The 21,887-nt window shown below is 67.3% G+C and carries 22 protein-coding genes; 13 read left to right on the top strand and 9 right to left on the bottom strand.

Going from position 1 to position 21,887, the window contains the following annotated elements; genetic code table 11:
- Nucleotide 1 precedes the first annotated feature (1 nt).
- The 3 genes from KEC55_RS09160 to KEC55_RS09150 are packed head-to-tail and all read left to right on the top strand — an operon-like array spanning nt 2 to nt 3,157.
- Nucleotides 2-880 (top strand): 4Fe-4S cluster-binding domain-containing protein, encoded by an 879-nt coding sequence (locus KEC55_RS09160; RefSeq protein WP_282505122.1) that lies wholly within the window; start codon nt 2-4, stop codon nt 878-880.
- Complete coding sequence (locus tag KEC55_RS09155; RefSeq protein WP_282505121.1) at nt 877-1,944, top strand: asparagine synthase-related protein; 1,068 nt, start codon at nt 877-879, stop codon at nt 1,942-1,944. Before KEC55_RS09160 ends, KEC55_RS09155 begins: the two co-directional genes overlap by 4 nt.
- A 7-nt stretch (nt 1,945-1,951) precedes the next feature.
- A complete protein-coding gene (locus tag KEC55_RS09150; RefSeq protein WP_282505120.1) occupies nt 1,952-3,157 on the top strand; it encodes a glycosyltransferase in 1,206 nt (401 codons plus the stop codon).
- Here the strand turns inward: KEC55_RS09150 and KEC55_RS09145 are convergent.
- The gene (locus KEC55_RS09145) at nt 3,114-3,803 is read right to left on the bottom strand and encodes a cephalosporin hydroxylase family protein (RefSeq protein WP_282505118.1); all 690 of its coding nucleotides are present in this window, start codon (nt 3,801-3,803) and stop codon (nt 3,114-3,116) included. The genes KEC55_RS09150 and KEC55_RS09145 overlap by 44 nt on opposite strands.
- Here KEC55_RS09145 and KEC55_RS09140 point away from each other — a divergent pair.
- Nucleotides 3,802-4,794: a phosphotransferase gene (locus KEC55_RS09140; RefSeq protein WP_282505117.1), complete on the top strand. Its 993-nt coding sequence runs from the start codon at nt 3,802-3,804 to the stop codon at nt 4,792-4,794. The genes KEC55_RS09145 and KEC55_RS09140 overlap by 2 nt on opposite strands.
- Before the next feature lie 12 nt (nt 4,795-4,806).
- Here KEC55_RS09140 and KEC55_RS09135 read toward each other — a convergent pair whose 3' ends face one another.
- On the bottom strand, nt 4,807-5,382 hold the full coding sequence (locus KEC55_RS09135) for a polysaccharide deacetylase family protein (RefSeq protein WP_282505115.1): 576 nt from the start codon (nt 5,380-5,382) through the stop codon (nt 4,807-4,809).
- A gap of 58 nt (nt 5,383-5,440) precedes the next feature.
- Nucleotides 5,441-5,980, bottom strand: coding sequence for a hypothetical protein (locus tag KEC55_RS09130; RefSeq protein WP_282505113.1), 540 nt, complete (start codon nt 5,978-5,980; stop codon nt 5,441-5,443).
- 297 nt (nt 5,981-6,277) lie between these two features.
- On the opposite strand from KEC55_RS09130, the gene KEC55_RS09125 reads away from it, so the two are divergent.
- Nucleotides 6,278-6,757 carry a DUF2501 domain-containing protein gene (locus KEC55_RS09125; RefSeq protein WP_282505111.1) on the top strand — a complete coding sequence of 160 codons (480 nt, stop codon included), beginning with the start codon at nt 6,278-6,280 and terminating at the stop codon, nt 6,755-6,757.
- A gap of 153 nt (nt 6,758-6,910) precedes the next feature.
- Here the strand turns inward: KEC55_RS09125 and KEC55_RS09120 are convergent, their stop codons facing one another.
- Both KEC55_RS09120 and KEC55_RS09115 read right to left on the bottom strand, forming a co-directional pair.
- A complete protein-coding gene (locus KEC55_RS09120) occupies nt 6,911-7,276 on the bottom strand; it encodes a hypothetical protein (RefSeq protein ID WP_069745285.1) in 366 nt (121 codons plus the stop codon).
- A 297-nt stretch (nt 7,277-7,573) separates the two neighbouring features.
- Nucleotides 7,574-8,335, bottom strand: a complete 762-nt coding sequence (locus tag KEC55_RS09115) for a hypothetical protein (protein WP_282505109.1) — start codon at nt 8,333-8,335, stop codon at nt 7,574-7,576.
- 124 nt (nt 8,336-8,459) lie between these two features.
- On the opposite strand from KEC55_RS09115, the gene KEC55_RS09110 reads away from it, so the two are divergent.
- The 3 genes from KEC55_RS09110 (at nt 8,460) to KEC55_RS09100 (ending at nt 11,917) form a co-directional block, all read left to right on the top strand.
- Nucleotides 8,460-9,896: an aldehyde dehydrogenase family protein gene (locus tag KEC55_RS09110; RefSeq protein ID WP_282505108.1), complete on the top strand. Its 1,437-nt coding sequence runs from the start codon at nt 8,460-8,462 to the stop codon at nt 9,894-9,896.
- A 123-nt stretch (nt 9,897-10,019) separates the two neighbouring features.
- Entirely contained in the window at nt 10,020-11,210 is a 1,191-nt protein-coding gene (locus KEC55_RS09105; protein ID WP_282505107.1) for an NAD(P)H-dependent flavin oxidoreductase, read from the top strand.
- A 65-nt stretch (nt 11,211-11,275) separates the two neighbouring features.
- Nucleotides 11,276-11,917: an OmpW/AlkL family protein gene (locus KEC55_RS09100; protein ID WP_282505106.1), complete on the top strand. Its 642-nt coding sequence runs from the start codon at nt 11,276-11,278 to the stop codon at nt 11,915-11,917.
- A 74-nt stretch (nt 11,918-11,991) separates the two neighbouring features.
- On the opposite strand, the gene KEC55_RS09095 is transcribed toward KEC55_RS09100, so the two are convergent.
- Nucleotides 11,992-12,195, bottom strand: a complete 204-nt coding sequence (locus KEC55_RS09095; protein ID WP_282505105.1) for a DUF1289 domain-containing protein — start codon at nt 12,193-12,195, stop codon at nt 11,992-11,994.
- Between the two features lie 394 nt (nt 12,196-12,589).
- Here KEC55_RS09095 and KEC55_RS09090 point away from each other — a divergent pair, with 394 nt between their 5' ends.
- The 4 genes from KEC55_RS09090 (at nt 12,590) to KEC55_RS09075 (ending at nt 16,672) form a co-directional block, all read left to right on the top strand.
- Nucleotides 12,590-13,684: a polyamine ABC transporter substrate-binding protein gene (locus tag KEC55_RS09090; protein WP_282505104.1), complete on the top strand. Its 1,095-nt coding sequence runs from the start codon at nt 12,590-12,592 to the stop codon at nt 13,682-13,684.
- Nucleotides 13,685-13,770: 86 nt separating this feature from the next.
- Nucleotides 13,771-14,931 (top strand): ABC transporter ATP-binding protein, encoded by a 1,161-nt coding sequence (locus KEC55_RS09085; RefSeq protein WP_282505103.1) that lies wholly within the window; start codon nt 13,771-13,773, stop codon nt 14,929-14,931.
- On the top strand, nt 14,928-15,854 hold the full coding sequence (locus tag KEC55_RS09080; protein WP_282505101.1) for an ABC transporter permease subunit: 927 nt from the start codon (nt 14,928-14,930) through the stop codon (nt 15,852-15,854). Before KEC55_RS09085 ends, KEC55_RS09080 begins: the two co-directional genes overlap by 4 nt.
- Nucleotides 15,851-16,672: an ABC transporter permease subunit gene (locus tag KEC55_RS09075; RefSeq protein ID WP_282505099.1), complete on the top strand. Its 822-nt coding sequence runs from the start codon at nt 15,851-15,853 to the stop codon at nt 16,670-16,672. The genes KEC55_RS09080 and KEC55_RS09075 overlap by 4 nt, the downstream gene beginning before the upstream one ends.
- Before the next feature lie 97 nt (nt 16,673-16,769).
- Here KEC55_RS09075 and KEC55_RS09070 read toward each other — a convergent pair whose 3' ends face one another.
- The 3 genes from KEC55_RS09070 to KEC55_RS09060 are packed head-to-tail and all read right to left on the bottom strand — an operon-like array spanning nt 16,770 to nt 20,181.
- Entirely contained in the window at nt 16,770-17,576 is an 807-nt protein-coding gene (locus KEC55_RS09070) for a sulfite exporter TauE/SafE family protein (RefSeq protein WP_282505097.1), read from the bottom strand.
- Nucleotides 17,577-17,594: 18 nt separating this feature from the next.
- A complete protein-coding gene (locus tag KEC55_RS09065) occupies nt 17,595-19,262 on the bottom strand; it encodes a bifunctional protein tyrosine phosphatase family protein/NAD(P)/FAD-dependent oxidoreductase (RefSeq protein ID WP_282505095.1) in 1,668 nt (555 codons plus the stop codon).
- Nucleotides 19,263-19,296: 34 nt separating this feature from the next.
- Nucleotides 19,297-20,181: an MBL fold metallo-hydrolase gene (locus tag KEC55_RS09060; protein WP_282505093.1), complete on the bottom strand. Its 885-nt coding sequence runs from the start codon at nt 20,179-20,181 to the stop codon at nt 19,297-19,299.
- A gap of 253 nt (nt 20,182-20,434) precedes the next feature.
- On the opposite strand from KEC55_RS09060, the gene KEC55_RS09055 reads away from it, so the two are divergent.
- Nucleotides 20,435-21,832, top strand: coding sequence for a sigma-54 interaction domain-containing protein (locus KEC55_RS09055; protein ID WP_282505092.1), 1,398 nt, complete (start codon nt 20,435-20,437; stop codon nt 21,830-21,832).
- Nucleotides 21,833-21,887 lie beyond the last annotated feature (55 nt).

The following is a 21,887-nucleotide window of genomic DNA, read 5'->3' as shown; positions in this document are numbered from 1 at the left end:
AGTGAGTGCGAATCCGAACACGATCCCGAATCCGTCACCGTCCGGCGAGCGGCAGCATGTCTTCCCGCCGCCGCTCGATCGCGACTACCGCGTCGAAAACGGTCGCGTCCGCACGCGCTCGCTGGAAGCGCATATCGTCGATCATTGCAACCTGACCTGTGCGGAATGCTGCTCGCTGTCGCCGCTGTTGCCCGAGTGGCATGCGAGCCCCGAATCGATCGAGGCTGATCTGCGCAAGGCTGCGAAGGTGTTGAGCCCGCGCATGTTCAAGCTGGTCGGCGGCGAGCCGCTGCTGCATCCGGCGCTCGTCGAACTGGTCGAACGCGTGCGCGCGACGGGCATCGCACCCGTGATCTCCGTCACGACGAACGGGCTGAAGCTCGGCGAGATGCCGGACGCGTTCTGGCAGGTGGTGGATGCGCTGACGATCTCGCGCTATCCGAAGCCGGCGCTTTCGTCCGACCTGGTCGCCTACGTCGAGCGTCAGGCCGCGCGTTTCGACGTGCGCCTGAACTGGAAGGTGCAGGACGTGTTCACGACGATGAATCGCGCACAGCCCGGCACCGACCGCGACGAAGCGCAGCGCCTCTATCACGATTGCTGGATCCGCGAGCGCTGCCATATGATTCGCGACGGCATGTTCTACACGTGCACGCGTCCCGCGCATTTCCATACGCTCTACAAGGGCGAGAAGGATTTTCAGGCCGACGGCCTGCCGCTGCGCGACGACGCGGGCATGCTCGACGCGATGCTCGCCTATCTGCAACGCGAGGCGCCGCTCGAAGCGTGCCTGCATTGCCAGGGCGGCAGCGCGCCGGTGGCGCCGCATCGCATCCTGAAACGCATTGAAGTGGACACCTTGAAGGCCCGTTATCCATGATCGTCGGCACGCGCGACCCGTTCGGTTTCGATCGTCTTCACTACCATCCGCGCAGCGGCGTGTCGGCGTCCGGCATTCGCGCCGCGCTGCGTGCGGCGGGGCAACCGGCCGGTGCGCCGGACACGGCGGCCATCGCGGGCTACCTGAGCGGCGAGCGTCTCGTCGGCCGCACCGTGCTGCGCGACGTGCTTGCGGTGCCGCCCGGGCACGCGCTGATCCGTTCGCCGGAAGGGCTGGCGGTGCAGCCGTCGCCGGAACGGCCACAGTACGCCGATCTGGACACCGTGCTGCGCGCGTCGCTGCAACGCGCGCTCGACAGCGGCAAGCGCGTCGCACTGGCGCTGAGCGGCGGGCTCGATTCGGCGCTGTTGCTCGCGCAACTGCGCGAACTCGGCGCACTGCCGCACGTGACGGCCTACATTCTCGCGACCGACATGCCCGACTACTGCGAACTCGACGCGGCGCTCGAACTGGCCACGCAGATGCAGGCGAACGTGAAGATCGTCCGCGCGAACGAGGCCGATTTCGTCGCGGCGCTGCCGAGAACGACCCATGCGGTCGAGGAACCGATGTTCAACCTGCATCCGGTCGCGAAGCTGTTGCTGGCCGAGGCGATGGCCGCGGACGGCATCGAGGTCGCGATTACCGGCGACGGCGCGGATCAGGTGTTGCGCCGTGACCGGTCGGCCAACTATCTGCCGCTATGCCACGCGTTGTTCGATGCGGCGTCGGTCGACCTGCATCCGCCGTTCGTCGATGCGGCCGTCGTCGCGCATCTGACGAGCATCGCGCCTGACCCGAACAAGCAATGCCTGCGCGATCTCGGCGCGCGCCTGAACCTGCCGGGCCGTCTGGTGCATGGCCCCAAGCGCGGGCGGCTCGCGCCGGCGATGGATCTCGGCGCGCTGCTCGATCGCGACCGCACGCATGTGCTGGCCGACACGCTTGGCCTTGCCGCCCCCACGCTGCAGGCCGATACCGAACGCGTGCTGTGGGCGACGCTGACACTGATCCTCGATTATCTCGAGCACCTTCACCTCGATGCCGCGCATCGCCCAACCTGAGTCGCTCATGAAACGCATCCTGTTCTGCGTGGTGCCCGAGAAAGGCCACGTCAACCCATGCATCGGTCCGGCCCAGCACCTGCGCGCCGCCGGCTGCGACGTCGCGTTCTACGCGCCGGCCGACATCAGCGAACAGCTCGATGGCGCCGGCGGCATCGTGTTCGTCGGGCCGCGCGAGACACCCGAGCGCCACGACCTGTCGCGCGGCGCGAGCTTCGCCGCGAACATTCGCGATGCCGGCTGGCTGCGGCACTGGATCCGCACGCTGCTGATCGATCTTGCGCCGTCGCAGGTGGACGGCATCCGCGCGGTGCTGCGCGACTGGCGACCTGACGTGGTCGTGATCGATCCGCTGCTTTATGCGGCAGCGATTGCCGCCGAGCTGGAAGGCTTGCCGTGGGTGTCGATGTCGAATTCGCTGAATCCGGTGCTGCCGGACGATCTCGATTCGGAACTGCTGCGCACGGTGCGATGGCTCGCGCCGGAACGCGCGAACCTGTTCGCGCGCTACGGGCTCGACGCGCGCTTTCGCGGTTGCGATGTCCTGTCGCCGCACCTCACGCTCGCGTTCACGACCGACGCGCTGGTCGGTGCGCCGCCGCCAGGTGTCGAACTGGTCGGCCCTGCGATGCCGTCGGGCCCGCGCGGCGACGAGACGGCGTTTCCGTGGGAGCGCATCGACGCCGATCGCCCGCTCGTCTACATGTCGCTGGGCAGCCAGCTTTACTACCATCCGGACCTGTTCGCGAAGGTCATCGACGCGACGCGGGCGACGTCGGCGCAACTGGTGCTGTCGGTGGGTGAACTGGTCGATTCGGATCTGCTGCCGGCCGCTGACGAGCGCGTGATCGCGGTGCGTTATGCGCCGCAACTGGCGCTGCTGCAACGCACGCATGCATTCGTCAGTCACGGCGGCGCGAATTCAGTAATGGAATCGCTCGCGTGCGGCGTGCCGATGCTGCTGTCGCCGTTCTGTAACGACCAGTTCCATTCGGCGCACTTCGTCGAGCGGGCCGGCGCGGGGTGCGTGCTCGATCTGCAGCAGGCCGGCGTTGTGGATATCGCCGAGGCGCTCGAGCGCCTGTTGCGTCCCGGTTCGCTGCGCGAGCACGCGGCACGCATCCGCGACAGCTACGTGCGCGACGGCTCGGCGGAGGCTGCGCGCCTGATCAGCGCACTCGCTTCAGGAAACCGCCTGGCGACAGCGTCATGAGCACGCGGTCCTCGATGTCGGAGTCGACTTCGAACCGGTCGTCGCGCGCGAGAAATTCACGCGCGGCCGTGGCCGGGTTGTTGCCTCGGCCGTACGGTTTGCCGTCGAACATCGACTCGGGCAGATACTCCATGATCGTATCCATCACGATCGCGTAGCTACCGGCCGTCACGAGTGGCGCATAGCATTCGAGTTCGCGCAGCACGTGTGCGTGTGTATGCGTGAGGTCGAGGATCGCCATCACGCGTGCGCCGTCGCCGATCTGCGCGCGTACCGACGCGAGCGTGTCGGCTGCGCACGATTCGCCTTCGATCAGCGTCATGCGATGGGCGAGCCGGTGCGATTGCAGGCGCTGCCTGACGTCGTCGCGCAGGCGCGGCTCGATCGCGATCACGCGGCCGTGCTCGCCGGCCAGTTCCAGCATCGACGCGGAGAACACGACGCCGCCGCCCGCCGCGATGCCGGTCTGCACGATGCAGTCGGGGCGCTCGCGCCAGATCAGCTCCTGGAGCGCGAGCATGTCGCCGGGCAGATGGAAGAAGCGCTCGCCGAGCCAGCGCGTCTGGAACAGATGGTCGAATTCGGCGGCGCGCGTGAGCCATTCGATATTGATGTCCCGCATGCGGGCCGAAGGACGCTCTGACATGGTCAATGCAACGAGTAGGAGTGACGTGAAAACGCTGGAACCGTGGCTTCGCCGGTACTGGAACATCGTGCCGGCACGCGTGCAGGCGCTGGCATCGGGCCATACTAACAAAACGTATCTCGTCGAGTGCGATGCGGGGCGCGCGGTGCTGCGCGTGTCATGGTCCGGCAAGCCGGTCGAGCAGGTGCATCGCGAGGCGTCGATACTCGGTCATCTCGGTGATACGCGTACAGCGCCGGCATTGCCCGCGCTGCCGCGGCTGCGGCCGACCGTCGATGCGCAATCCGGTGTGCAGATCGACGATGGAAGCTGGCTGCACCTGTTCGAGCATATCGACGGTCACCCCGGCCTGCCGAATGACGCGCACGCCGGTGCGATCGATGCGATGCGCGCGCTCGCGCACCTGCATGCGGCACTGGCCGCGGTACCCGTAAGCGAATCGACGCCGCTGGCGTGGCTGTCGGCGCGTCATGCGCGCGTGGCGGTACGCGCGATGCCGGTGCTGCCGGGCGACTTGAGCGGCGATTACGACACGGTGATCCGGCGGATCGGCGCGCATCTCGCCGCTGCCGCGCACTGGCTGACGGGGCCCGTGCATTGGCTGCACGGCGACTATCACGCGGGCAACCTGCTGTATGTCGGGCCTGCGGTGAACGGCGTGCTGGATTTCGACGATGCCGGGCAGGGCGTGCAGTGGCTCGAGGCGGCGTTTGCGCTGTTCGCACTGTCGCGCGACGCGGGCCGGGACGATCGTTTCGTGTTCAACGCGCAGCGATGGGAGGCTGGCTTGCTCACCTATGCACGGACGCGAGCCGATGGTGTGCCGGACTGGATGCGTGCCAATCGCGATGCGTTGATGATGCTGTTCTGCGCCGACCAGACGCTGATTCATCTGGAGGCGGCGCAGCGCGGCTTGTGGATGCCGGGGCCCGGCATCGGATTCCTCGGTGGCTGGCGACAGTTGCTGGACAATGCGGCGCCGGGAAGCTGACCGGCCGTTGCGTCAGTCCCGCCGATTCAGGAACAGGCGGACGGCTTCGACCGTGTTGGGCCGCGCTTCGCCATGTCGCGACCCGTCGTGCATGCAGAACAGTACATCGCGATGCTGCGCTGTGCTGGCGTCGACATGCGCGCACATCGCGTCGAACAGCGCCTGCGGCGACGGTGCCGGTCGCTGCCAGTCGTCGAGTATCGCGGTCCAGCCCGTGTGTTCGCGTCGCAGGCGCGCAAGCACGCCGGCGCGATCGTCCTGCGGCATCAGCCCGTACGGAAGACGCAGCGGGATCGCGTCCGGCGCGGTAACACCGGCCGCCCTATAGGCATCGCGGATCAGTGCGTCGGTCGCTTCGATCTCGTCGATCAGTGCGTCGTGCGCCAGTGCGCCCGGCCTTGCGTGCGAATGGGTGTGATTGCCGAGCCGGTGGCCTTCGCGCGCCATGCTCGCGGCGACGTCGAGTGCGCCCGCCAGATTTTTACCGAGCAGGAAGAAAGTTGCCTTGCACGATGCGTCGCGCAGGACGTCGAGCAACGGAGGGGTCGACGGGCCTGGACCGTCGTCGAAGCTGAGGTGAATGGACATCGCGGGCGGGCGTGCCGTCAAAGGTGTACCGGAGGAACGATAGCGCAAGTCGTGTCGGCTACTGAATGGGCTCGATGGCCAGCGGACAGGTGCCGACCGGATGCAAGCGCGTGCCGGTCCATTCGTAGAAGAACCGGGCCGCCTTCGCGTGGTTGTCGTCGCATTCGTCGTTGAAGCAGCCGGCGATGATCAGCAGCGTGCTGCCGGCGCGGAAATCGACGCGCTCGTCGTCGTTGCCCATCACGCCCGAGATGGCTGTCACGCCCGGCATCGTGTACGTCGCGCCCGTGACCTTGTCGACGATCGCGAAATTCCGGCAATCCGTTCCGCAACCCCAGATCGCCACGCGATAGTGACCGGCAAAATTGGCCGGTTGCGTGAATTCGTCGCGAATCACGGTGCGGTACAGGCGCGCTTCCTTGCTGGTCAACCGGGGCGATGCGGCGGGCTTGCGCGGCGCGCCGGCGGCCGGTGCCGGATAACGGTCGAACGAAGGCGACGGGCATGCCGATGCGGGTGCCGCACCGGCAGCGCCGGAACCGGCGAGCAGCGCAGCCGATGCGCCGGCGATCAGCAGAATTCGATGGGCGAGCGCCACGCGAGCACCTTCATGGTCGAGGTTGAGATCGGGCCGGAGGGGCCAAACGGCCGGCGACGACGATTCTATGACGCTTCATGCGCACAGGCGATCCGGAATGGCGATCGACCGCGCCCGCATTCGATCGCGTGTCGCGCCTGCGATGCCGGCCGGCACGCCGTCAAGCATTGTCAAATCGCCGCGATATCACGATGCCTGACGTTTCAGACCGTGCATGAAGGCTGTCATGTACGGGTTGATTGAGTATCCTTGGATTCGATTCGCGGTACTCACGCAGTCACAACCGGGAGGCTTCACATGAATGCACGTCTATACCGCGCGACCGTTGCCGGCGCGTTGATCGGATTGCTCGCACCGTTTTCGGTGGCCCATGCGCAGCTTGGCGATGTCCTGAAACAGGTCGGCGGCGGCGATTCGGGCGGCAGTGCGGGCGGTGCGCTCGGCAACCTCGGCGGCCTCGGCGGCGCGCTGACGGGCGGCGGCGGTGCGTCGCTGACGCCGGGCAGCACCGGCAACGTCGCGGGCCTGCTGCAGTTCTGCATCCAGAACAATTATCTCGGCGGTGCGTCCGGTGGCGGCGCAGCGTCGGTGAAGGACGCGCTGATGGGCAAGCTCGGCGGCAATGCGTCGTCGGACAGCGGCTATACGAGCGGCGCAAGCGGGATCCTCGACGCCGGCGGCGGCAGCAAGCTCGATCTGAGCGGCGGCGGCCTGAAGCAGCAGGTGACCAAGCAGATTTGCGACAAGGTGCTGACGCAGGCGAAGTCGCTGCTGTAAGCACAACGGCACGCCTCGCGTGTGCCAGTATCGGAGGGGGCGGTGCGCGTGCGCCGTACTCCGTCAGCTATTCGGACTGTTACGTCCGAAGCGGCGGAAAGGCCGTCGCGCAATGCGATGCCGTGGCCGCGCGCACGCGGCGCCGCAGGCGGCTCAATCGGCCAGCCGCTTGTCCGCGAGCGCCTTGCAGCAGTCTTCGTACACCCATTGCACGAGTTTCGCGCGGTAGTCGAGATCGTCGGTATCGACGATTTCCTCGACTGCGTCGCGCGCCCACGACGCATCGACGAATCCGGCATGCCGTTTCGCGATGTCCTGCGCGAGCGCCGCGAGCTTGGCAACCGCGAGCCAGTCGGCCTGGCGGTGATGGCGGTCGAGCCAGCGGTGCGCGGCCTGGACCTGGAACGAGGCGTCCGGCCACGATTCGTTGAGGTAAAACGCGCCGAGGTTGCCGCAGGTGAGCCAGCAAAGCAGCTCCAGGCGGTCTTGCGAGCCGAGGGTATGGGATGCGTCGGTCATGGCAGCGCTCACGAAATGCGTCGATTCCGGGCGGCGCCGGTTGCAATGGGCCGGTGCCGATAATAAAAACATAGCACGATGCGGGCCTGCCCGCGCACCCGGGCGGATGCTGACGTGGCGGCGGCGAGACGGACGCGGCGCGTGCGTTCACGGCCGGCGGCGGAGGGAAGGTGTGGCGGGAAAGGAAAGTGCGCGAAAGCGGGGGAACGGGCGGCCTAGAGCGGCCGCGTTCGCCGCGAAGCGGGCCCGTTGCCGGGCCCGCCGCAGCCCGACGGGCGGGCTGCCGACGCGTGGCGTTCAGCTCGGCGTGTGCGTGGCGCGCGCGATCGAGCGGATGCTGCGCTCGACGCGGATCAGGATGATCAGCACCGCGAGCGACACGAACGAATACAGCGCGACGAGTGCGGCGGCGCCGGCGTAGCGCGCGGTCTGGCCGTTCTCGGCGGCCGTGTCTTCCGCGGCCTTCTTCTCGTTCTCGATCGCGGTGCGGCGTGCGTCGTAGCGCTCGGAGAAATCGCGGATGACGGCCGACACCACATCGGTGTACGCCTGCTCGCGCGCATACTCGTCGCCGTGCGCGTTGACCTTCTTCTTCACGCCGGCCGCGACGTCCGCGCGCGACAGCACCTTGTCGAGATACGCGATCTGCTGCTCGAAGTAGCCGATATCCGGATGGTCGTCGTCGCCGAGCACGCGCTGGAACGACGGCTCGTACGCGTCGCGGTCGACCGCGTAATCGGGCGACAGGGCCGCGCGGCCGTGCTTCTGCACGATGGCTGACAACTGCGTCGACAGGCGCAGCGCGGGCGACGCGCCGTCGTCCTTGGCCGCGGCGCCGGCGGCGGCCGGCGTGGCCTTGGCGGGTGCGTCGTTCTCCCACGCGAACGATGCAGGATCGACCTGGATGGCCGATTCGACTTTCTGCGGCTTCGACAGGCGCGCGTCGAGTGCGACCGCGCCGAAAATGACCCCGCCGATCAGCACCGCGGTCGCGAACAACAGCACGATCACGCGCAGTACCTGAAGATATCCGCCCTCGATTTTGGTCAGGATGCTCAAGGCATTCTCCTTTCTTATGATGAATGAGGCGCCGAGGCTAAAGTCCTTTCGAATGGCTGTCAATCGTCGCACCGGCCGACCGAAACGATCGCTAGAATGTCGGCTTCCCTGGAGGCGGAAAACGATGAAAATCTACGACCAGTTCTACATCGACGGCGCATGGCGCAAACCGGCCGGAACCGGCACGATCGACGTGATCGACTCGGGCACCGAGGCCGTGATCGGCCGGATTCCCGAAGGCGTCGCATCCGACGCGCAGGACGCGATCCGCGCCGCGCGCGCGGCGTTCGACACCTGGGCGGCCACGCCGGCCGCGACGCGCGCGGGCTACCTGCGCAAGATCGTCGATCATCTGCAGGCGCGCAGCGAGGAGCTTGCGCAGTCGATCACCGGCGAAGTCGGGATGCCGATCAAGCTGTCGCGCGCGATCCAGGTCGGCGGCCCGATCTACAACTGGAAGGCGTACGCGAAGCTCGCCGAGTCGTTCGAATTCGAGGCACAGGTCGGCAACTCGCTCGTCGTGCGCGAGCCGGTCGGCGTCGTCGCGGCGATCACGCCGTGGAACTACCCGCTGAACCAGGTCACGCTGAAGGTCGCGCCGGCGCTCGCGGCTGGCTGCACGGTCGTCCTGAAGCCGTCCGAAGTCGCACCGCTCAACGCGTTCATGCTCGCCGAAGCGATTCACGCAGCCGGGCTGCCGGCCGGCGTGTTCAACCTCGTGTGCGGCTACGGGCCGGTCGTCGGCGAAGTGCTGGCCACCGATCCGGACGTCGACATGGTGTCGTTCACGGGCTCGACGCGTGCCGGCAAGCGCGTGGCCGAGCTGGCGGCCGCGGGCGTCAAGCGCGTCGCGCTGGAGCTGGGCGGCAAGTCGGCGTCGGTGATCCTCGACGACGCCGATTTCGCGACGGCCGTGAAGGGCACGGTCAACGCGTGCTACCTGAACGCGGGGCAGACCTGCTCCGCGCATACGCGCATGCTGGTGCCGGAAGCACGCTACGACGAAGCGCGCGAGATCGCGAAAGCCGCGGCCGAAACGTACGTCGCGGGCGACCCGCGGCAGGACGCGACGCGCCTCGGCGCACTCGCGTCGGCCGTGCAGCAGCAGCGCGTGCAGGCGTATATCCAGCGCGGCATCGATGAAGGCGCGGAACTCGTGACGGGCGGCACGGGCCTGCCGGAAGGGCTCGCGAAAGGCTTCTTCGTGAAGCCGACGGTGTTCGGTCGCGTCGATCCGAAATCGACGATCGCGCAGGAAGAGATCTTCGGGCCGGTGCTGTCGATCATCACGTACCGCGATGAAGACGAAGCCGTGCGCATCGCGAACGATTCGCCGTACGGGCTCGGCGGCGCGGTGTGGGCCGGCAGCGACGAACGCGCGATGCGCGTCGCGCGCCGCATCCGTACCGGGCAGGTCGACATCAACGGCGGCATCTGGAACGGCGCCGCGCCGTTCGGCGGCTACAAGCAGTCGGGGCACGGTCGCGAGAACGGCGTGTACGGGCTCGAAGAGTATCTCGAGTACAAGTCGATGCAACTGAAGCCGGCGAAGCCTGCCTGAGCACTGCTCGTGGCATGAAACGAAAACGGCACGCTCGCGTGCCGTTTTTTTATTGACGGCCGTCAAGGTGCGCGTCGGTGGATCGTCGATCATCGCGGTTCCGATGTTCCGACGAGGTTTCAGATGACCGTACGCACTTCCTTTCCGCCGCTGACGATTCGCGGCCGCACCTTGTTGCCCGTCGTGCAGGGCGGCATGGGCGTCGGTATCTCCGCGCACCGGCTGGCGGGCAGCGTCGCGCGCGAAGGCGCGGTCGGCACGATCGCGAGCATCGACCTGCGCCACCATCATGCGGACCTGCTCGCACGCTGCCGCGCGCAACCCGATCGCGTGACGCTCGAAGCCGCGAACCTCGAAGCGCTCGCACGCGAGATCCGTCTCGCGAAGACTTACAGCGAAGGGCGCGGGATGATCGCGGTCAACGTGATGAAGGCGGTGAGCGCGCATGCGGACTACGTGCGCGCCGCGTGCGACGAGGGCGCGGACGCGATCGTGATGGGGGCCGGCCTGCCGCTCGATCTGCCCGACCTCACGCAAGGACACGACATCGCGCTGATCCCGATCCTGTCGGACAGTCGCGGGATCGCGCTCGTGCTGAAGAAGTGGATGAAGAAGGGGCGCCTGCCCGATGCGATCGTGATCGAGCATCCGGCGCACGCGGGCGGCCACCTCGGTGTCACGCAGATCGACGACATGCACGATCACCGCTTCGACTTTGCGCGCGTGCTCGACGAGACCGCGCAAGTGATGGCGTCGCTCGGTCTCGAGCGCGAAACGATCCCGCTGATCGTTGCGGGCGGCGTCAACAGTCACGACACGGTGCGCGCGGCGTTCGCGGCCGGCGCGAACGGCGTGCAGGTCGGAACGCCGTTCGCGGTGACGGAAGAGGGCGATGCGCATCCACACTTCAAGCGCGTGCTCGCCGATGCGACACCCGACGACATCGTCGAATTCGTCAGCGTGACGGGGCTGCCCGCACGCGCGGTGAAAACGCCGTGGCTCGATCGTTACCTGCGCAACGAGACGCGCATCCGCACCAAGCTCGGTGCGTTGAAGCAGCGCTGCCCGACCGCGCTCGAATGCCTGAGCGTATGCGGCTTGCGCGACGGCATCGAGAAGTTCGGCCACTTCTGCATCGACACGCGGCTCGCGGCCGCGCTGCGCGGCGACGTCGCGAACGGGCTGTTCTTCCGCGGCCGCGAAGCGTTGCCGTTCGGCCGTGCGATCCGCAGCGTGCGCGACCTGCTCGACCTGCTGCTGACCGGCAGTACGACCGAGCCTGCGGCAAACCGTCCCACGTTTACGCTGGCTTGACCAATATCAAGATGGCGAAAAGACCCTACAGGGAGAATGGAAACCATTCTTTGGGGGTCCGTACCATGCATAAAACGATTCGAACTTGTGTCACCGCTGCCGCTGCCGCGGCGAGTCTTCTCGCGATGCCTTCGCTGTCGCACGCGGCGTCGCCGGGAGACGGCATCAACCAGGGTGACGTACTGGTTCGGCTTCGCGCGATCAGCATCCAGCCGAACGAGCGCGCGAGCGACACGCTCGGCGCAATCAACACGGGCGTGAACAACGCGATCGTGCCGGAGCTCGACTTCACGTACATGATCCGCGACTACCTCGGGGTCGAGCTGATTCTCGGCACGTCGCGGCACCAGATGACGTCGAGCCTCGGCAATCTCGGCGGCGTGGGCGTGCTGCCGCCGACGCTGCTGCTGCAGTATCACTTCAACCATGCGGGCAAGGTGCGCCCGTACGTCGGCGCCGGGTTGAACTACACGTACTTCTACAACAACGGGCTCAACGTCGGCGGGCAGGGCGTGTCGATCAACAAGAGCAGCTTCGGCCCCGCACTGCAGTTCGGCGTGGACGTGCAGGTGACGAAGAAGGTGTTCATGAACGTCGACGTGAAGAAGATCTGGATGAGCACCGATGCGACGCTGGGCGACAAGGGCATCGGCACGCTGCACATCGATCCGCTGATCGTTGGCGTGGGCGTCGGGATGAAGTTCTGACGCGGCAGGAAAAGAACAGAGTTGGGGTTGGCGGCGTGTCGGTTGGCATGCCGCTTTTTTTATGCGCGGCCGGCTTACAGCTTGTCGTACTGGAAGCGCATCGCGGTGCCTTCGCGTGTGATGCGCTCCCACACCGCCTGCTTTTCTTCGTCGCTCAGGAACACCCAGTTCGATACTTCGGCGGCCGTGCGGCCGCAGCCCTTGCAGACTTCGTCGAAGAGGGTCGAGCACACGCCGATGCAGGGGCTGTCGGGCAGGTCGTGGAGATTGGAGGCCATCGGAAGGGTTCGCGCAGTTGAATCGTCAGCCGCCATTTTAATGCATCGCGGCCGCCGGGTCGGGCGGCGCCGCCCGGCATGCTGTACCGGTGCGCACGCACGACTGTCCGGCCGTGCGTCCGGCACGCGAACGCAGTTTCGCCGCCGTCCGTTTTTCCCGGTGGACAGCCGCCGATTACCCGATAGAATTCTTCCGGAACGCCCCGCTGCACGGGCGGCCCGACGGGCCCGCGGCGGGAATCTGTTCCGTTTGCGCGACACCGGCATGATTTTTTTGTGACGGGGCGCGAATGATGGTAGTTTTCGGGGTTTTCGAGGGGCGGCGCGCCAGAATGCGCCGTCATGACGAGGCAGACGGCAGCCGGGCAACGCGTCCGGCCGGAGGGAGAACGGGATGAAAGCAAAGGTAGTGGGCCGGTTCGCAGCGCTCGCGCTGTGCGTGGGTGCGTCGGCGGCAGCGGCGAAGGATACGCAGCTCAATGTCTATAACTGGTCGGACTACATTGCGAAGGACACGATCCCGAACTTCGAGAAACAGTCGGGCGTCAAGGTCCGCTACGACAACTACGACAGCGACGACACGCTGCAGGCGAAGCTGCTGACGGGCAGCTCGGGCTACGACATCGTCGTGCCGACCAGCAACTACGCGGGCAAGCAGATCGCCGCCGGCATCTTTGCGCCGCTCGACAAGTCGAAGCTGCCGAACCTCAAGTACCTCGATCCGCAACTGATGGCGCTCGTCGCCGGCGCGGATCCGGGCAACAAGTTCTCGGTGCCCTGGGCGTACGGCACGACCGGTCTTGCCTACAACGTGACGAAAGCGCAGCAGGCGCTCGGCAAGGTACCGCTCGACAACTGGGACATCCTGTTCAAGCCGGAAAACATCTCGAAGCTGAAGACCTGCGGCGTGTCCGTGCTCGACGCGCCCGACCAGATGTTCGCGGCGGCGCTGCACTACATCGGCAAGGATCCGATGAGCACGAACCCGGCCGACTACAAGGCCGCGATGGAAGTGCTGAAGAAGATCCGCCCGTACATCACGCAATTCAACTCGTCGGGCTACATCAACGACCTGGTCGGCGGCGACATCTGTTTCGCGTTCGGCTGGTCGGGCGACGTCGTGATCGCGAAGCATCGCGCGATCGAGGCGAAGAAGTCGTACAAGGTCGAGTACTACATTCCGAAGGGCGGCGCGCCGGTGTGGTTCGACGTGATGGCGATCCCGAAGGATGCGAAGAACAAGGATGCCGCGCTGCAGTGGATCAACTACATCGAGGATCCGAAGGTGCACGCGGCGATCACGAACGCGGTGTACTACCCGAGCGCCAACGCCGAGGCCCGCAAGTACGTGCGGCCCGACGTCGCGAACGACCCGGCCGTCTATCCGCCGGCCGACGTCGTGAAGACGCTGTTCCTGCTCAAGCCGCTGCCGCCTGAAATCCAGCGTCTGCAGACGCGTCTGTGGACCGAGCTGAAGTCGGGCCGCTGACGCGAGCCGAAGTGAACCAGCAGTCATGAAGCCCCTGGTGCCCCCGGGGGCTTTGTTCGTCTAACGCAGGAGAGAAGCAGCACATCATGAATAGCCAGTCGGGTGCGCCGGTTGCGGGCGCGCCGTTCTCCGTTTCCTCCTCCGGCGCCGATGCGCGCGCCGAGAACTTTGTCCAGATCGTCGACGTCGTCAAGAAATTCGGCGACACCGAAGCCGTGCGCAGCGTCAACCTGACCGTGCGCCAGGGCGAGCTGTTCGCGCTGCTCGGCAGCTCGGGTTGCGGCAAGTCGACGTTGCTGCGGATGCTCGCGGGCCTCGAGACGGTCACGTCGGGCAAGATCCTGATCGACGGCGAGGACCTCGCGCAGATGCCGCCGTACAAGCGGCCCGTGAACATGATGTTCCAGTCGTATGCGCTGTTCCCGCACATGTCGGTCGAGTCGAACGTCGCGTTCGGGCTGAAGCAGGAAGGCACGCCGAAGGCCGAGCTGAAGGAACGCGTCGCGTCGGCGCTCGAACTCGTGCAGATGAGCAAGTACGCGAAGCGCAAGCCGCACCAGCTGTCCGGCGGCCAGCAGCAGCGCGTCGCGCTCGCGCGCTCGCTGGTCAAGCGCCCGAAGCTGCTGCTGCTCGACGAGCCGATGTCCGCGCTCGACAAGCAGATCCGCCAGCGTACGCAGATCGAGCTCGTCAACATCCTGAACAGGGTCGGCGTCACCTGCATCATGGTCACGCACGATCAGGAAGAAGCGATGACGATGGCCAATCGGCTCGCGGTGATGAGCGAAGGCCAGATCGTGCAGATCGGCTCGCCGAACGAAGTCTACGAATACCCGAACAGCCGCTTCTCGGCCGAGTTCATCGGCTCGACGAACCTGTTCGACGGCGTGACCGTCGAGGACGAACCCGACCACGTATACATCGAATCGCCCGAGCTGCCGAGCCGGCTGTACGTGAGCCACGGGATCTCGGGCCCGCTCGGGATGCCGGTCACGGTGTCGGTGCGCCCCGAACGGATCGCGCTCACGCGCAAGCCGCCCGAAGGCGCGTTCAACTGGGCGCGCGGCAAGATCAGCAACGTCGCGTACATGGGCGGCTACTCGCTGTATCACGTGAAGCTCGACGCGGGCAAGACGGTGATCGCGAACGTGTCGAGCCTCGCGATTTCCGAGCTCGACACGCCGGTGCTCGGCGACGAGATCTACGTGCGCTGGAGCGCGACGGCCGGCGTGGTGCTGACGTCATGAACGCGTTCAAGTCCCTGCTCGAGTGGCCGGTGCGGCGCTTCAACCTGACGGGCGCGTCGGCGGTGGTCGCCGGGCCGTTCACGTGGCTCGTGCTGTTCTTCCTCGTGCCGTTCGTGCTGGTCGTCAAGATCAGTTTCGCGGAACTGCAGCTCGGCATTCCGCCGTACACGGAACTCGGGTCGTACACCGACGGCGTCGTGCACGTCGCGCTGAACCTGTCGCACTACGCGTTCCTGTTCACGGACAGCCTGTATTTCGCGACCTACGTGAACTCGGTGTGGGTGGCCGCGATCACGACGCTGCTGTGTCTGCTGGTCGGCTATCCGATGGCGTACTACATCGCGCGCTCGAATCCGGCGACCCGCAACCTGCTGATGATGGGCGTGATGCTGCCGTTCTGGACGTCGTTCCTGATCCGCGTGTATGCATGGATCGGCATCCTGAAGAACAACGGGCTGCTGAACAACTTCCTGATGTGGATCGGCCTCACGCATACGCCGATCGAGCTGTACCGCACCAACTACGCGGTGTACATCGGGATGGTGTATTCGTACCTGCCGTTCCTCGTGATGCCGCTGTACGCGCACCTCGTGAAGATGGACCTGCGCCTGCTCGAGGCCGCGTACGACCTCGGCGCGAAGCCGTGGAAGGCGTTCGTGCAGATCACGCTGCCGCTGTCGAAGAACGGGATCATCGCGGGCTGCCTGCTGGTGTTCATTCCGGCGGTCGGCGAGTACGTGATTCCCGAGCTGCTTGGCGGCGCGAACACGCTGATGATCGGCCGCGTGATGTGGAACGAGTTCTTCAACAACGCAGACTGGCCGATGGCGTCGGCGGTGACCTGCGCGATGGTGCTGCTGCTGCTCGTGCCGATGGCGATGTTCCAGCACTTCCAGGCGAAGGAACAGGGAGGCCGTCGATGAAGCCGAATCGTTACCTGCAGTTCGCGGCGCTGTTTGCCGGCTTCGCGTTCCTGTACATCCCGATCCTCAGCCTGATCGTCTATTCGTTCAACGAGTCGAAGCTCGTCACCGTGTGGTCGGGTTTCTCGTTCCGCTGGTACGCGGCGCTCGTCGAGGACGACGAGCTGCTGACGGCCGCGTGGCTGTCGCTGAAGATCGGCGTGCTGACGGCGTTTGCATCGGTGTTCATCGGCACGTGGGCCGGTTTCGTGCTCGCGCGGATGGGGCGCTTTCGCGGTTTCGCGCTGTTCAGCGGGATGATCAACGCGCCGCTCGTGATTCCCGAGGTGATCCAGGGGATCTCGCTGCTGCTGCTGTTCATCGAGCTCGCGAAGTGGATCGGCTGGCCGGCCGAGCGCGGCGTGTTCACGATCTGGCTCGGCCACGTGATGCTGTGCATCTCGTACGTCGCGATCATCGTGCAGTCGCGTGTGCGCGAACTGAACCCGTCGCTGGAAGAAGCCGCGCTCGATCTCGGTGCGACGCCGCTGAAGGTGTTCTTCACGATCACGCTGCCGCTGATCTCGCAGGCGCTGATCGCAGGCTGGCTGCTGTCGTTCACGCTGTCGATCGACGACCTCGTGCTGTCGGCGTTCCTGTCGGGCCCCGGCTCGACGACGCTGCCGCTCGTCGTGTTCTCGCGCGTGCGCCTCGGTCTGAACCCGGAGATGAACGCACTCGCGACGCTGTTCATCGTCGCGGTGACGGCCGGCGTCGTGATCGCGAACTTCGTGATGCTGCGTCAGGAGCGCAAGCGGATCGCGGGGTACGCGACCTGACGGCTGCGTTGCCCGCAGCAATGAAAAACGCCCGGTGCCGACGACGAGTCGGGCCGGGCGTTTTGTTTGGGGACGCGGATCCGTCGCCGCGTTCGGCTTACGCGCCGAATGCGGCCTTCGCCAGCAGCCCGAGCGCAACACACACGAGCACGGCCGTGAAGCCGGCCTGCACGTGCCGCGCGGCGAGGTGGCGCGACGCGCCGCGGCCGGCGGCCATGCCGAGCGCGGTCGCGACGGTGAACCACAGCGTCACGTCGAGCGGCGCGCGCGTGCCGGACACGAGCGTCGCGAACACACCGCCGGTGCCGACCAGCGCGATCACCATCAGCGACGTCGCGACCACACCATGCATCGACACGTTCGTGAACTTGCGCAGCATCGGCACGATCACGAAACCGCCGCCGACGCCGAGCAACCCCGTCATCAGGCCCGTCATCGCGCCGGTCGACGCCAGCGCGACACCGACCGGCCAGGACCATACGAGCCGGCCCGTATCGGGATTCACGCGGCCGACGCACAGCGGCGACGCTTCCGCGTCGACGGGTGCGTGCCGCAACGCCTGCCGCAGCAGGCGGCCGGCGACGACCAGCATCGTCAACGCAAACAGCGTGAGCAGCAGGCGCTGGGGCAGGAGGTGCGCGAGCCGCACGCCGAGCGTGGTCAGCGGCACGCCGGCCACGGCCATCAGCAACGCGGCGCGATAGCGCACGAGCCCGCGGCGGAAACCTTCGAGCGCGCCGAGCGCGGCGCTGCCCGCTACCGCGACGAGTGCGACGGGCGTGGCCTGCTGCATCGGCCAGCTCATCCCGACGACGAGCGCGGGCACCGCGAGAATGCCGCCGCCGGCGCCGGTCAGGCCGAGCACGGCGCCGACGAAGCCGCCCAGTACGAGAGAAATCAACATGACGTCATCGCGCTCCGGTCAACGTGCGACGGCGGGCTTCGCGAGCCATTCGCGGCCCTTGAGCATGGCCTTCCAGTAGAGCGGCGGCAGCACGCGTTCCTTGAGCAGCCACGCAAGCCGCGACGGGCGCTTGCCGTCGATCAGCCACGCGGGGAACGTCGGCGCGACCTTGCCGCCGTACAGGAACTCGGCGAGCACGATCTTGCCGCGCTCGACCGTGAGCGGGCACGAGCCGTAGCCGTCGTATGCGGCGTCTCCGTGCGCGCGGCCGAGCGACGCGAGCAGGTTGTGCGCGACGACGGGCGCCTGCTTGCGGGCGGCCGCGGCCGTTTTCGCGTTGGTCGTGCTGGTTGCATCGCCGAGCGCGTAGATGTCCGGAAAGTGCTTGTGGCGCAGCGTCGCCGGATCGACGTCGATCCAGCCGGCCGCGTCCGCGAGCGGGCTCGACCGTACGAAGTCGGGCGCCTTCTGCGGCGGCACGACGTGGATCATGTCGAACGCGCGCACGACGGTTTCCTTGCCGCCGTCCGGCAGCGCGCGCGTGAACGTCGCCTGGCGCGCGGGGCCGTCGATCGCGACGAGGTTGTGGCCGAACGACAGTGCAATGTCGTAGCTTTTCACGTACTCCATCAGCGCGGGCACGTAGTCGGCGACGCCGAACAGCGCAGCGCCCGCATTCAGGAACTCGACGTTCGCGGCTTCGAGGCGGCCGGTGCGCCGCCAGTGGTCGCACGACAGGTACATCGCCTTCTGCGGCGCACCCGCGCACTTGATCGGCATCGGCGGCTGCGTGAAGAGCGCATTGCCGCCACGGAACGCACGCACGAGCTCCCACGTGTAGGGCGCGAGGTCGAAACGGTAGTTGGATGTGACGCCGTTGCGGCCGAGCGTGTCGGCGAGGCCGTCGATCGCGTGCCAGTCGAGCTTGAGCCCCGGGCACACGACGAGCTTGCGATAGCCGATGCGGCGGCAGCCTTCGAGCACGACCGTGTGCGCGTCGGGTTCGAAGCCCGCGACGGCGGCCTGGATCCGGTGCACGCCGCGCGGCAGCACGTCGGTCATCCGGCGTGCGGTGGTGTCCGGCTGGAACACGCCCGCGCCGACCATCGTCCAGCCCGGCTGGTAGTAGTGGACGTCGGCCGGATCGATGACCGCGATGTCGAGCGACGCGTCGCGCGCGAGCAGGCTCGACGCGACCGCGATGCCGGCCGCGCCCGCGCCGACGATCACGATGTCGTGCCGCGCGTCGACGGCCGGCGCCGCGTGGCGGCCGCCCTGCGCGACACGCGACGCGAGCGCGCTCAGGTCATAGCCGGCTGCGCCGGCGGTGGCGACGATGTCGTTCAGCGGCCGCAACCCGGCTTGCGACAGCGCCCACAGCGTGGCCGAACGCGTGCCGCTGCGGCAGTACGCGAGCACCGGGCCGTCGAGCGATGCGACGAGCGCGCCGAACTGCGCGGCCTGGTCGTCGGTCACCTTGCCGGTATCGACCGGCAGGTAATGCACGTCGATGCCGAGCGGCGCGGCGGCCGCGCGGATCTCGGTGACGGTCGGCTGGTCGGCGCCTTCGCCGTCGGGCCGGTTGCAGATGATCGCGCGGATACCGGCCGCGCGAAGCGCGGGCAGGTCGGCCGCCGCGATCTGCGGCGAGACCGACAGCGCGTCGGTCAGCTTGCGGATGGTCATGTCGGGGTTCTCCGGATGGGGCGGGGCGTGAGGCTCAGATCGCGTCGAGCGGGATCTTCAGGTAGCGCACGCCATTGTTCTCGGGTTCGGGCAGGTGGCCGGCGCGCATGTTGACCTGCACGGACGGCAACATCAGCACGGGCATGGCCAGCGTCGCGTCGCGGGCGGTGCGCATCGCGACGAAATCGTCCTCGGTCACACCGTCCTTCACGTGCACGTTCGCGTGGCGCTGCTCGGCGACGGTCGTCACGAACTGCACGTCGCGGCCGCCCGGCTGGTAGTCGTGGCACAGGTACAGGTGCGTGTCGGGCGGCAGCGCGAGCACGCGCGCGATCGAGCGGTACAGCGTGCGCGCATCGCCGCCGGGGAAGTCGCAACGGGCGGTGCCGTAGTCGGGCATGAACAGCGTGTCGCCGACGAACGCCGCGCGCTGCGTCGCGTCGTCGACGCAGTAGGTCATGCACGCGGGCGTGTGGCCCGGCGTATGCAGCGCGCGGATCGTCAGCGCGCCGAGGGCGAGCGTGTCGCCGTCGTCGACGAGCCGGTCGAACTGGCGGCCGTCCTCCGCGAAGCCTGGGCCCGCGTTGAACAGCGTGCCGAATACGTGCTGCACGCGGCGCACGTGCGAGCCGATCGCGATCTGGCCGCCGACGTGTTCCTTCAGGTACGGCGCGGCCGACAGGTGGTCGGCGTGCACGTGGGTTTCCAGCAGCCAGTGCACGTCCGCGCCGAGTTCGGCGACGCGGGCGATCAGCCGGTCGGCGCTGGCCGTGTGCGTGCGGCCGGATTTCGGGTCGTAGTCGAGCACGCTGTCGATCAGCGCGCACGCGCGGCTCTCGGTATCGAGCAGGAGATAGCTGACGGTGTGGGTCGCCGGGTCGAAAAAGCCTTCGACCGACAGGGCGGGTGCGTTGCTCACGGGGTGTCCTCGATCGGGTTCTGCATCTGCAATCGGGATCTTTGTCTCAAGAAACGTGCCAGTCGGCGATGCGGTACCGGCCGATGCGCCAGCGGCTTGATTCGGCTCGGGTTTTCGGCGCGCCGGCAGCGATGTGACCGTGCGATCGGGGGCCGGTCGAGAATGGTGACTGCCATAACTGGCAGTGTCGTGGCAGAATTGGCAGTCAGCCTGGCAGTCCGCCCGGGCGTCTCTTCACCGAGCGAGCCTTCGCATGAATCCGCACGACACCATTCCGATCGTCCCCGTGCCGCGTCGCGACGCGATGCCCGACGTGCGCGCTCTCGTCGCCTATCTCGAGCAGGACCCGCAGCCGATGATCGTCGTTGATCCCGACTACCGCATCCTCGCGGCGAACGATGCGTACCGGCGCCAGTTCGGCGTGGCGGGCGTCGAGCACGTGGGCCGGCACTGCTTCCAGGTCTCGCATCACTACGACGTGCCGTGCGACCAGGCCGGCGAGCATTGCCCGATGAAGCAGGCGCTCGAGTCGCGCGGGCTGAACCGCGTGCTGCACATCCATCACACGCCGCGCGGCCCCGAGCACGTCGACGTCGAGCTGCGGCCGATCTTCGATGCGGACGGCAACGTGATCGCCTATGTCGAGCGGCTGACGACGGTGCGCAGCGCGTCCGCGCAGCCGAGCGCGGAGGGGCTCGTCGGTGGCGCCGACGCGTTCAATGCGGCGCTCGGCGCGTTGCAGCGCGTCGCGCCGTCGACGCTGCCGGTGCTGTTGCTCGGCGAATCGGGCACCGGCAAGGAACTGTTCGCCCGCGCGCTGCACGAGGCGAGCGATCGCGCGATGGGGCCGTTCGTCGTTGTCGATTGTTCGGGGATTGCCGAGACGCTGTTCGAAAGCGAATTGTTCGGCTACGAAAAGGGTGCGTTTACGGGCGCGAACCAGCGCAAGCCGGGCCTCGTCGAAACCGCACAGGGCGGCACGCTGTTTCTCGACGAGATCGGCGACGTGCCGCTGCCCATGCAGGTGAAGCTGCTGCGGCTGATCGAATCCGGCACGTTCCGGCGCGTCGGCGGTGTCGAGGCGCTGCGCGCGGATTTCCGGCTCGTCGCAGCCACGCACAAGCCGCTGCGCGAGATGATCGACGACGGCCGGTTCCGCCAGGATCTGTACTACCGGATCAACGCGTTTCCGATTCCGCTGCCGGCGCTGCGCGAACGGCGCGGCGACGTCGCGCTGCTGGCCGAATCGATCCTGCGACGGATCGCGAATGCGCGCGCCAAGGCGGGCGATGCGAGCGCGCGGCCGTTCGCGGCCCGGCCGTACGTGCTGACCGAGCGCGCGCGTGCATGCCTCGATGCGTATGCATGGCCCGGCAACATTCGCGAGCTGCGCAACGTGCTCGAACGCGCGTGCCTGTTCGCCGACGACGGGACGATCCGTGTCGAGCATCTGCCGGCCGAACTCGTCGCGGCAGCAGCCGCGCCGCAAGATCGTGCGGAGGATGCGCGCGGCGTGTCGGACGCGGAGCTTGTGCGGATCGCGCGCACGTTCGACGGTACGCGCAAGGCGCTCGCGGAGCAGGTCGGGATGAGCGAGCGGACGCTGTACCGGCGGATGAAGGCGCTCGGGCTCGGCTCGCGCGAGCGCTGATCGGGCGTGTTGCGCGCGGCTGGCAGCGGTACGCGGGTTTGCCGATAATGGCGCG

Source organism: Burkholderia cepacia, from assembly GCF_029962485.1.
Classification (GTDB): Bacteria; Pseudomonadota; Gammaproteobacteria; order Burkholderiales; family Burkholderiaceae; genus Burkholderia.
The sequence above is the reverse complement of the archived record's forward strand: the minus strand, read 5'-3'. Positions and strand labels throughout refer to the sequence as shown.

Excerpts from the sequence above, each read along its gene's own strand:
- KEC55_RS09155 (WP_282505121.1), top strand. The coding sequence starts at position 877 with ATGATCGTCGGCACGCGCGACCCGTTCGGTTTCGATCGTCTTCACTAC.
- KEC55_RS09150 (WP_282505120.1), top strand. The coding sequence starts at position 1,952 with ATGAAACGCATCCTGTTCTGCGTGGTGCCCGAGAAAGGCCACGTCAAC.
- KEC55_RS09140 (WP_282505117.1), top strand. The coding sequence starts at position 3,802 with ATGGTCAATGCAACGAGTAGGAGTGACGTGAAAACGCTGGAACCGTGG.
- KEC55_RS09145 (WP_282505118.1), bottom strand. The coding sequence starts at position 3,803 with ATGTCAGAGCGTCCTTCGGCCCGCATGCGGGACATCAATATCGAATGG.
- KEC55_RS09135 (WP_282505115.1), bottom strand. The coding sequence starts at position 5,382 with ATGTCCATTCACCTCAGCTTCGACGACGGTCCAGGCCCGTCGACCCCT.
- KEC55_RS09125 (WP_282505111.1), top strand. The coding sequence starts at position 6,278 with ATGAATGCACGTCTATACCGCGCGACCGTTGCCGGCGCGTTGATCGGA.
- KEC55_RS09120 (WP_069745285.1), bottom strand. The coding sequence starts at position 7,276 with ATGACCGACGCATCCCATACCCTCGGCTCGCAAGACCGCCTGGAGCTG.
- KEC55_RS09110 (WP_282505108.1), top strand. The coding sequence starts at position 8,460 with ATGAAAATCTACGACCAGTTCTACATCGACGGCGCATGGCGCAAACCG.
- KEC55_RS09105 (WP_282505107.1), top strand. The coding sequence starts at position 10,020 with ATGACCGTACGCACTTCCTTTCCGCCGCTGACGATTCGCGGCCGCACC.
- KEC55_RS09100 (WP_282505106.1), top strand. The coding sequence starts at position 11,276 with ATGCATAAAACGATTCGAACTTGTGTCACCGCTGCCGCTGCCGCGGCG.
- KEC55_RS09095 (WP_282505105.1), bottom strand. The coding sequence starts at position 12,195 with ATGGCCTCCAATCTCCACGACCTGCCCGACAGCCCCTGCATCGGCGTG.
- KEC55_RS09090 (WP_282505104.1), top strand. The coding sequence starts at position 12,590 with ATGAAAGCAAAGGTAGTGGGCCGGTTCGCAGCGCTCGCGCTGTGCGTG.
- KEC55_RS09085 (WP_282505103.1), top strand. The coding sequence starts at position 13,771 with ATGAATAGCCAGTCGGGTGCGCCGGTTGCGGGCGCGCCGTTCTCCGTT.
- KEC55_RS09080 (WP_282505101.1), top strand. The coding sequence starts at position 14,928 with ATGAACGCGTTCAAGTCCCTGCTCGAGTGGCCGGTGCGGCGCTTCAAC.
- KEC55_RS09075 (WP_282505099.1), top strand. The coding sequence starts at position 15,851 with ATGAAGCCGAATCGTTACCTGCAGTTCGCGGCGCTGTTTGCCGGCTTC.
- KEC55_RS09070 (WP_282505097.1), bottom strand. The coding sequence starts at position 17,576 with ATGTTGATTTCTCTCGTACTGGGCGGCTTCGTCGGCGCCGTGCTCGGC.
- KEC55_RS09065 (WP_282505095.1), bottom strand. The coding sequence starts at position 19,262 with ATGACCATCCGCAAGCTGACCGACGCGCTGTCGGTCTCGCCGCAGATC.
- KEC55_RS09055 (WP_282505092.1), top strand. The coding sequence starts at position 20,435 with ATGAATCCGCACGACACCATTCCGATCGTCCCCGTGCCGCGTCGCGAC.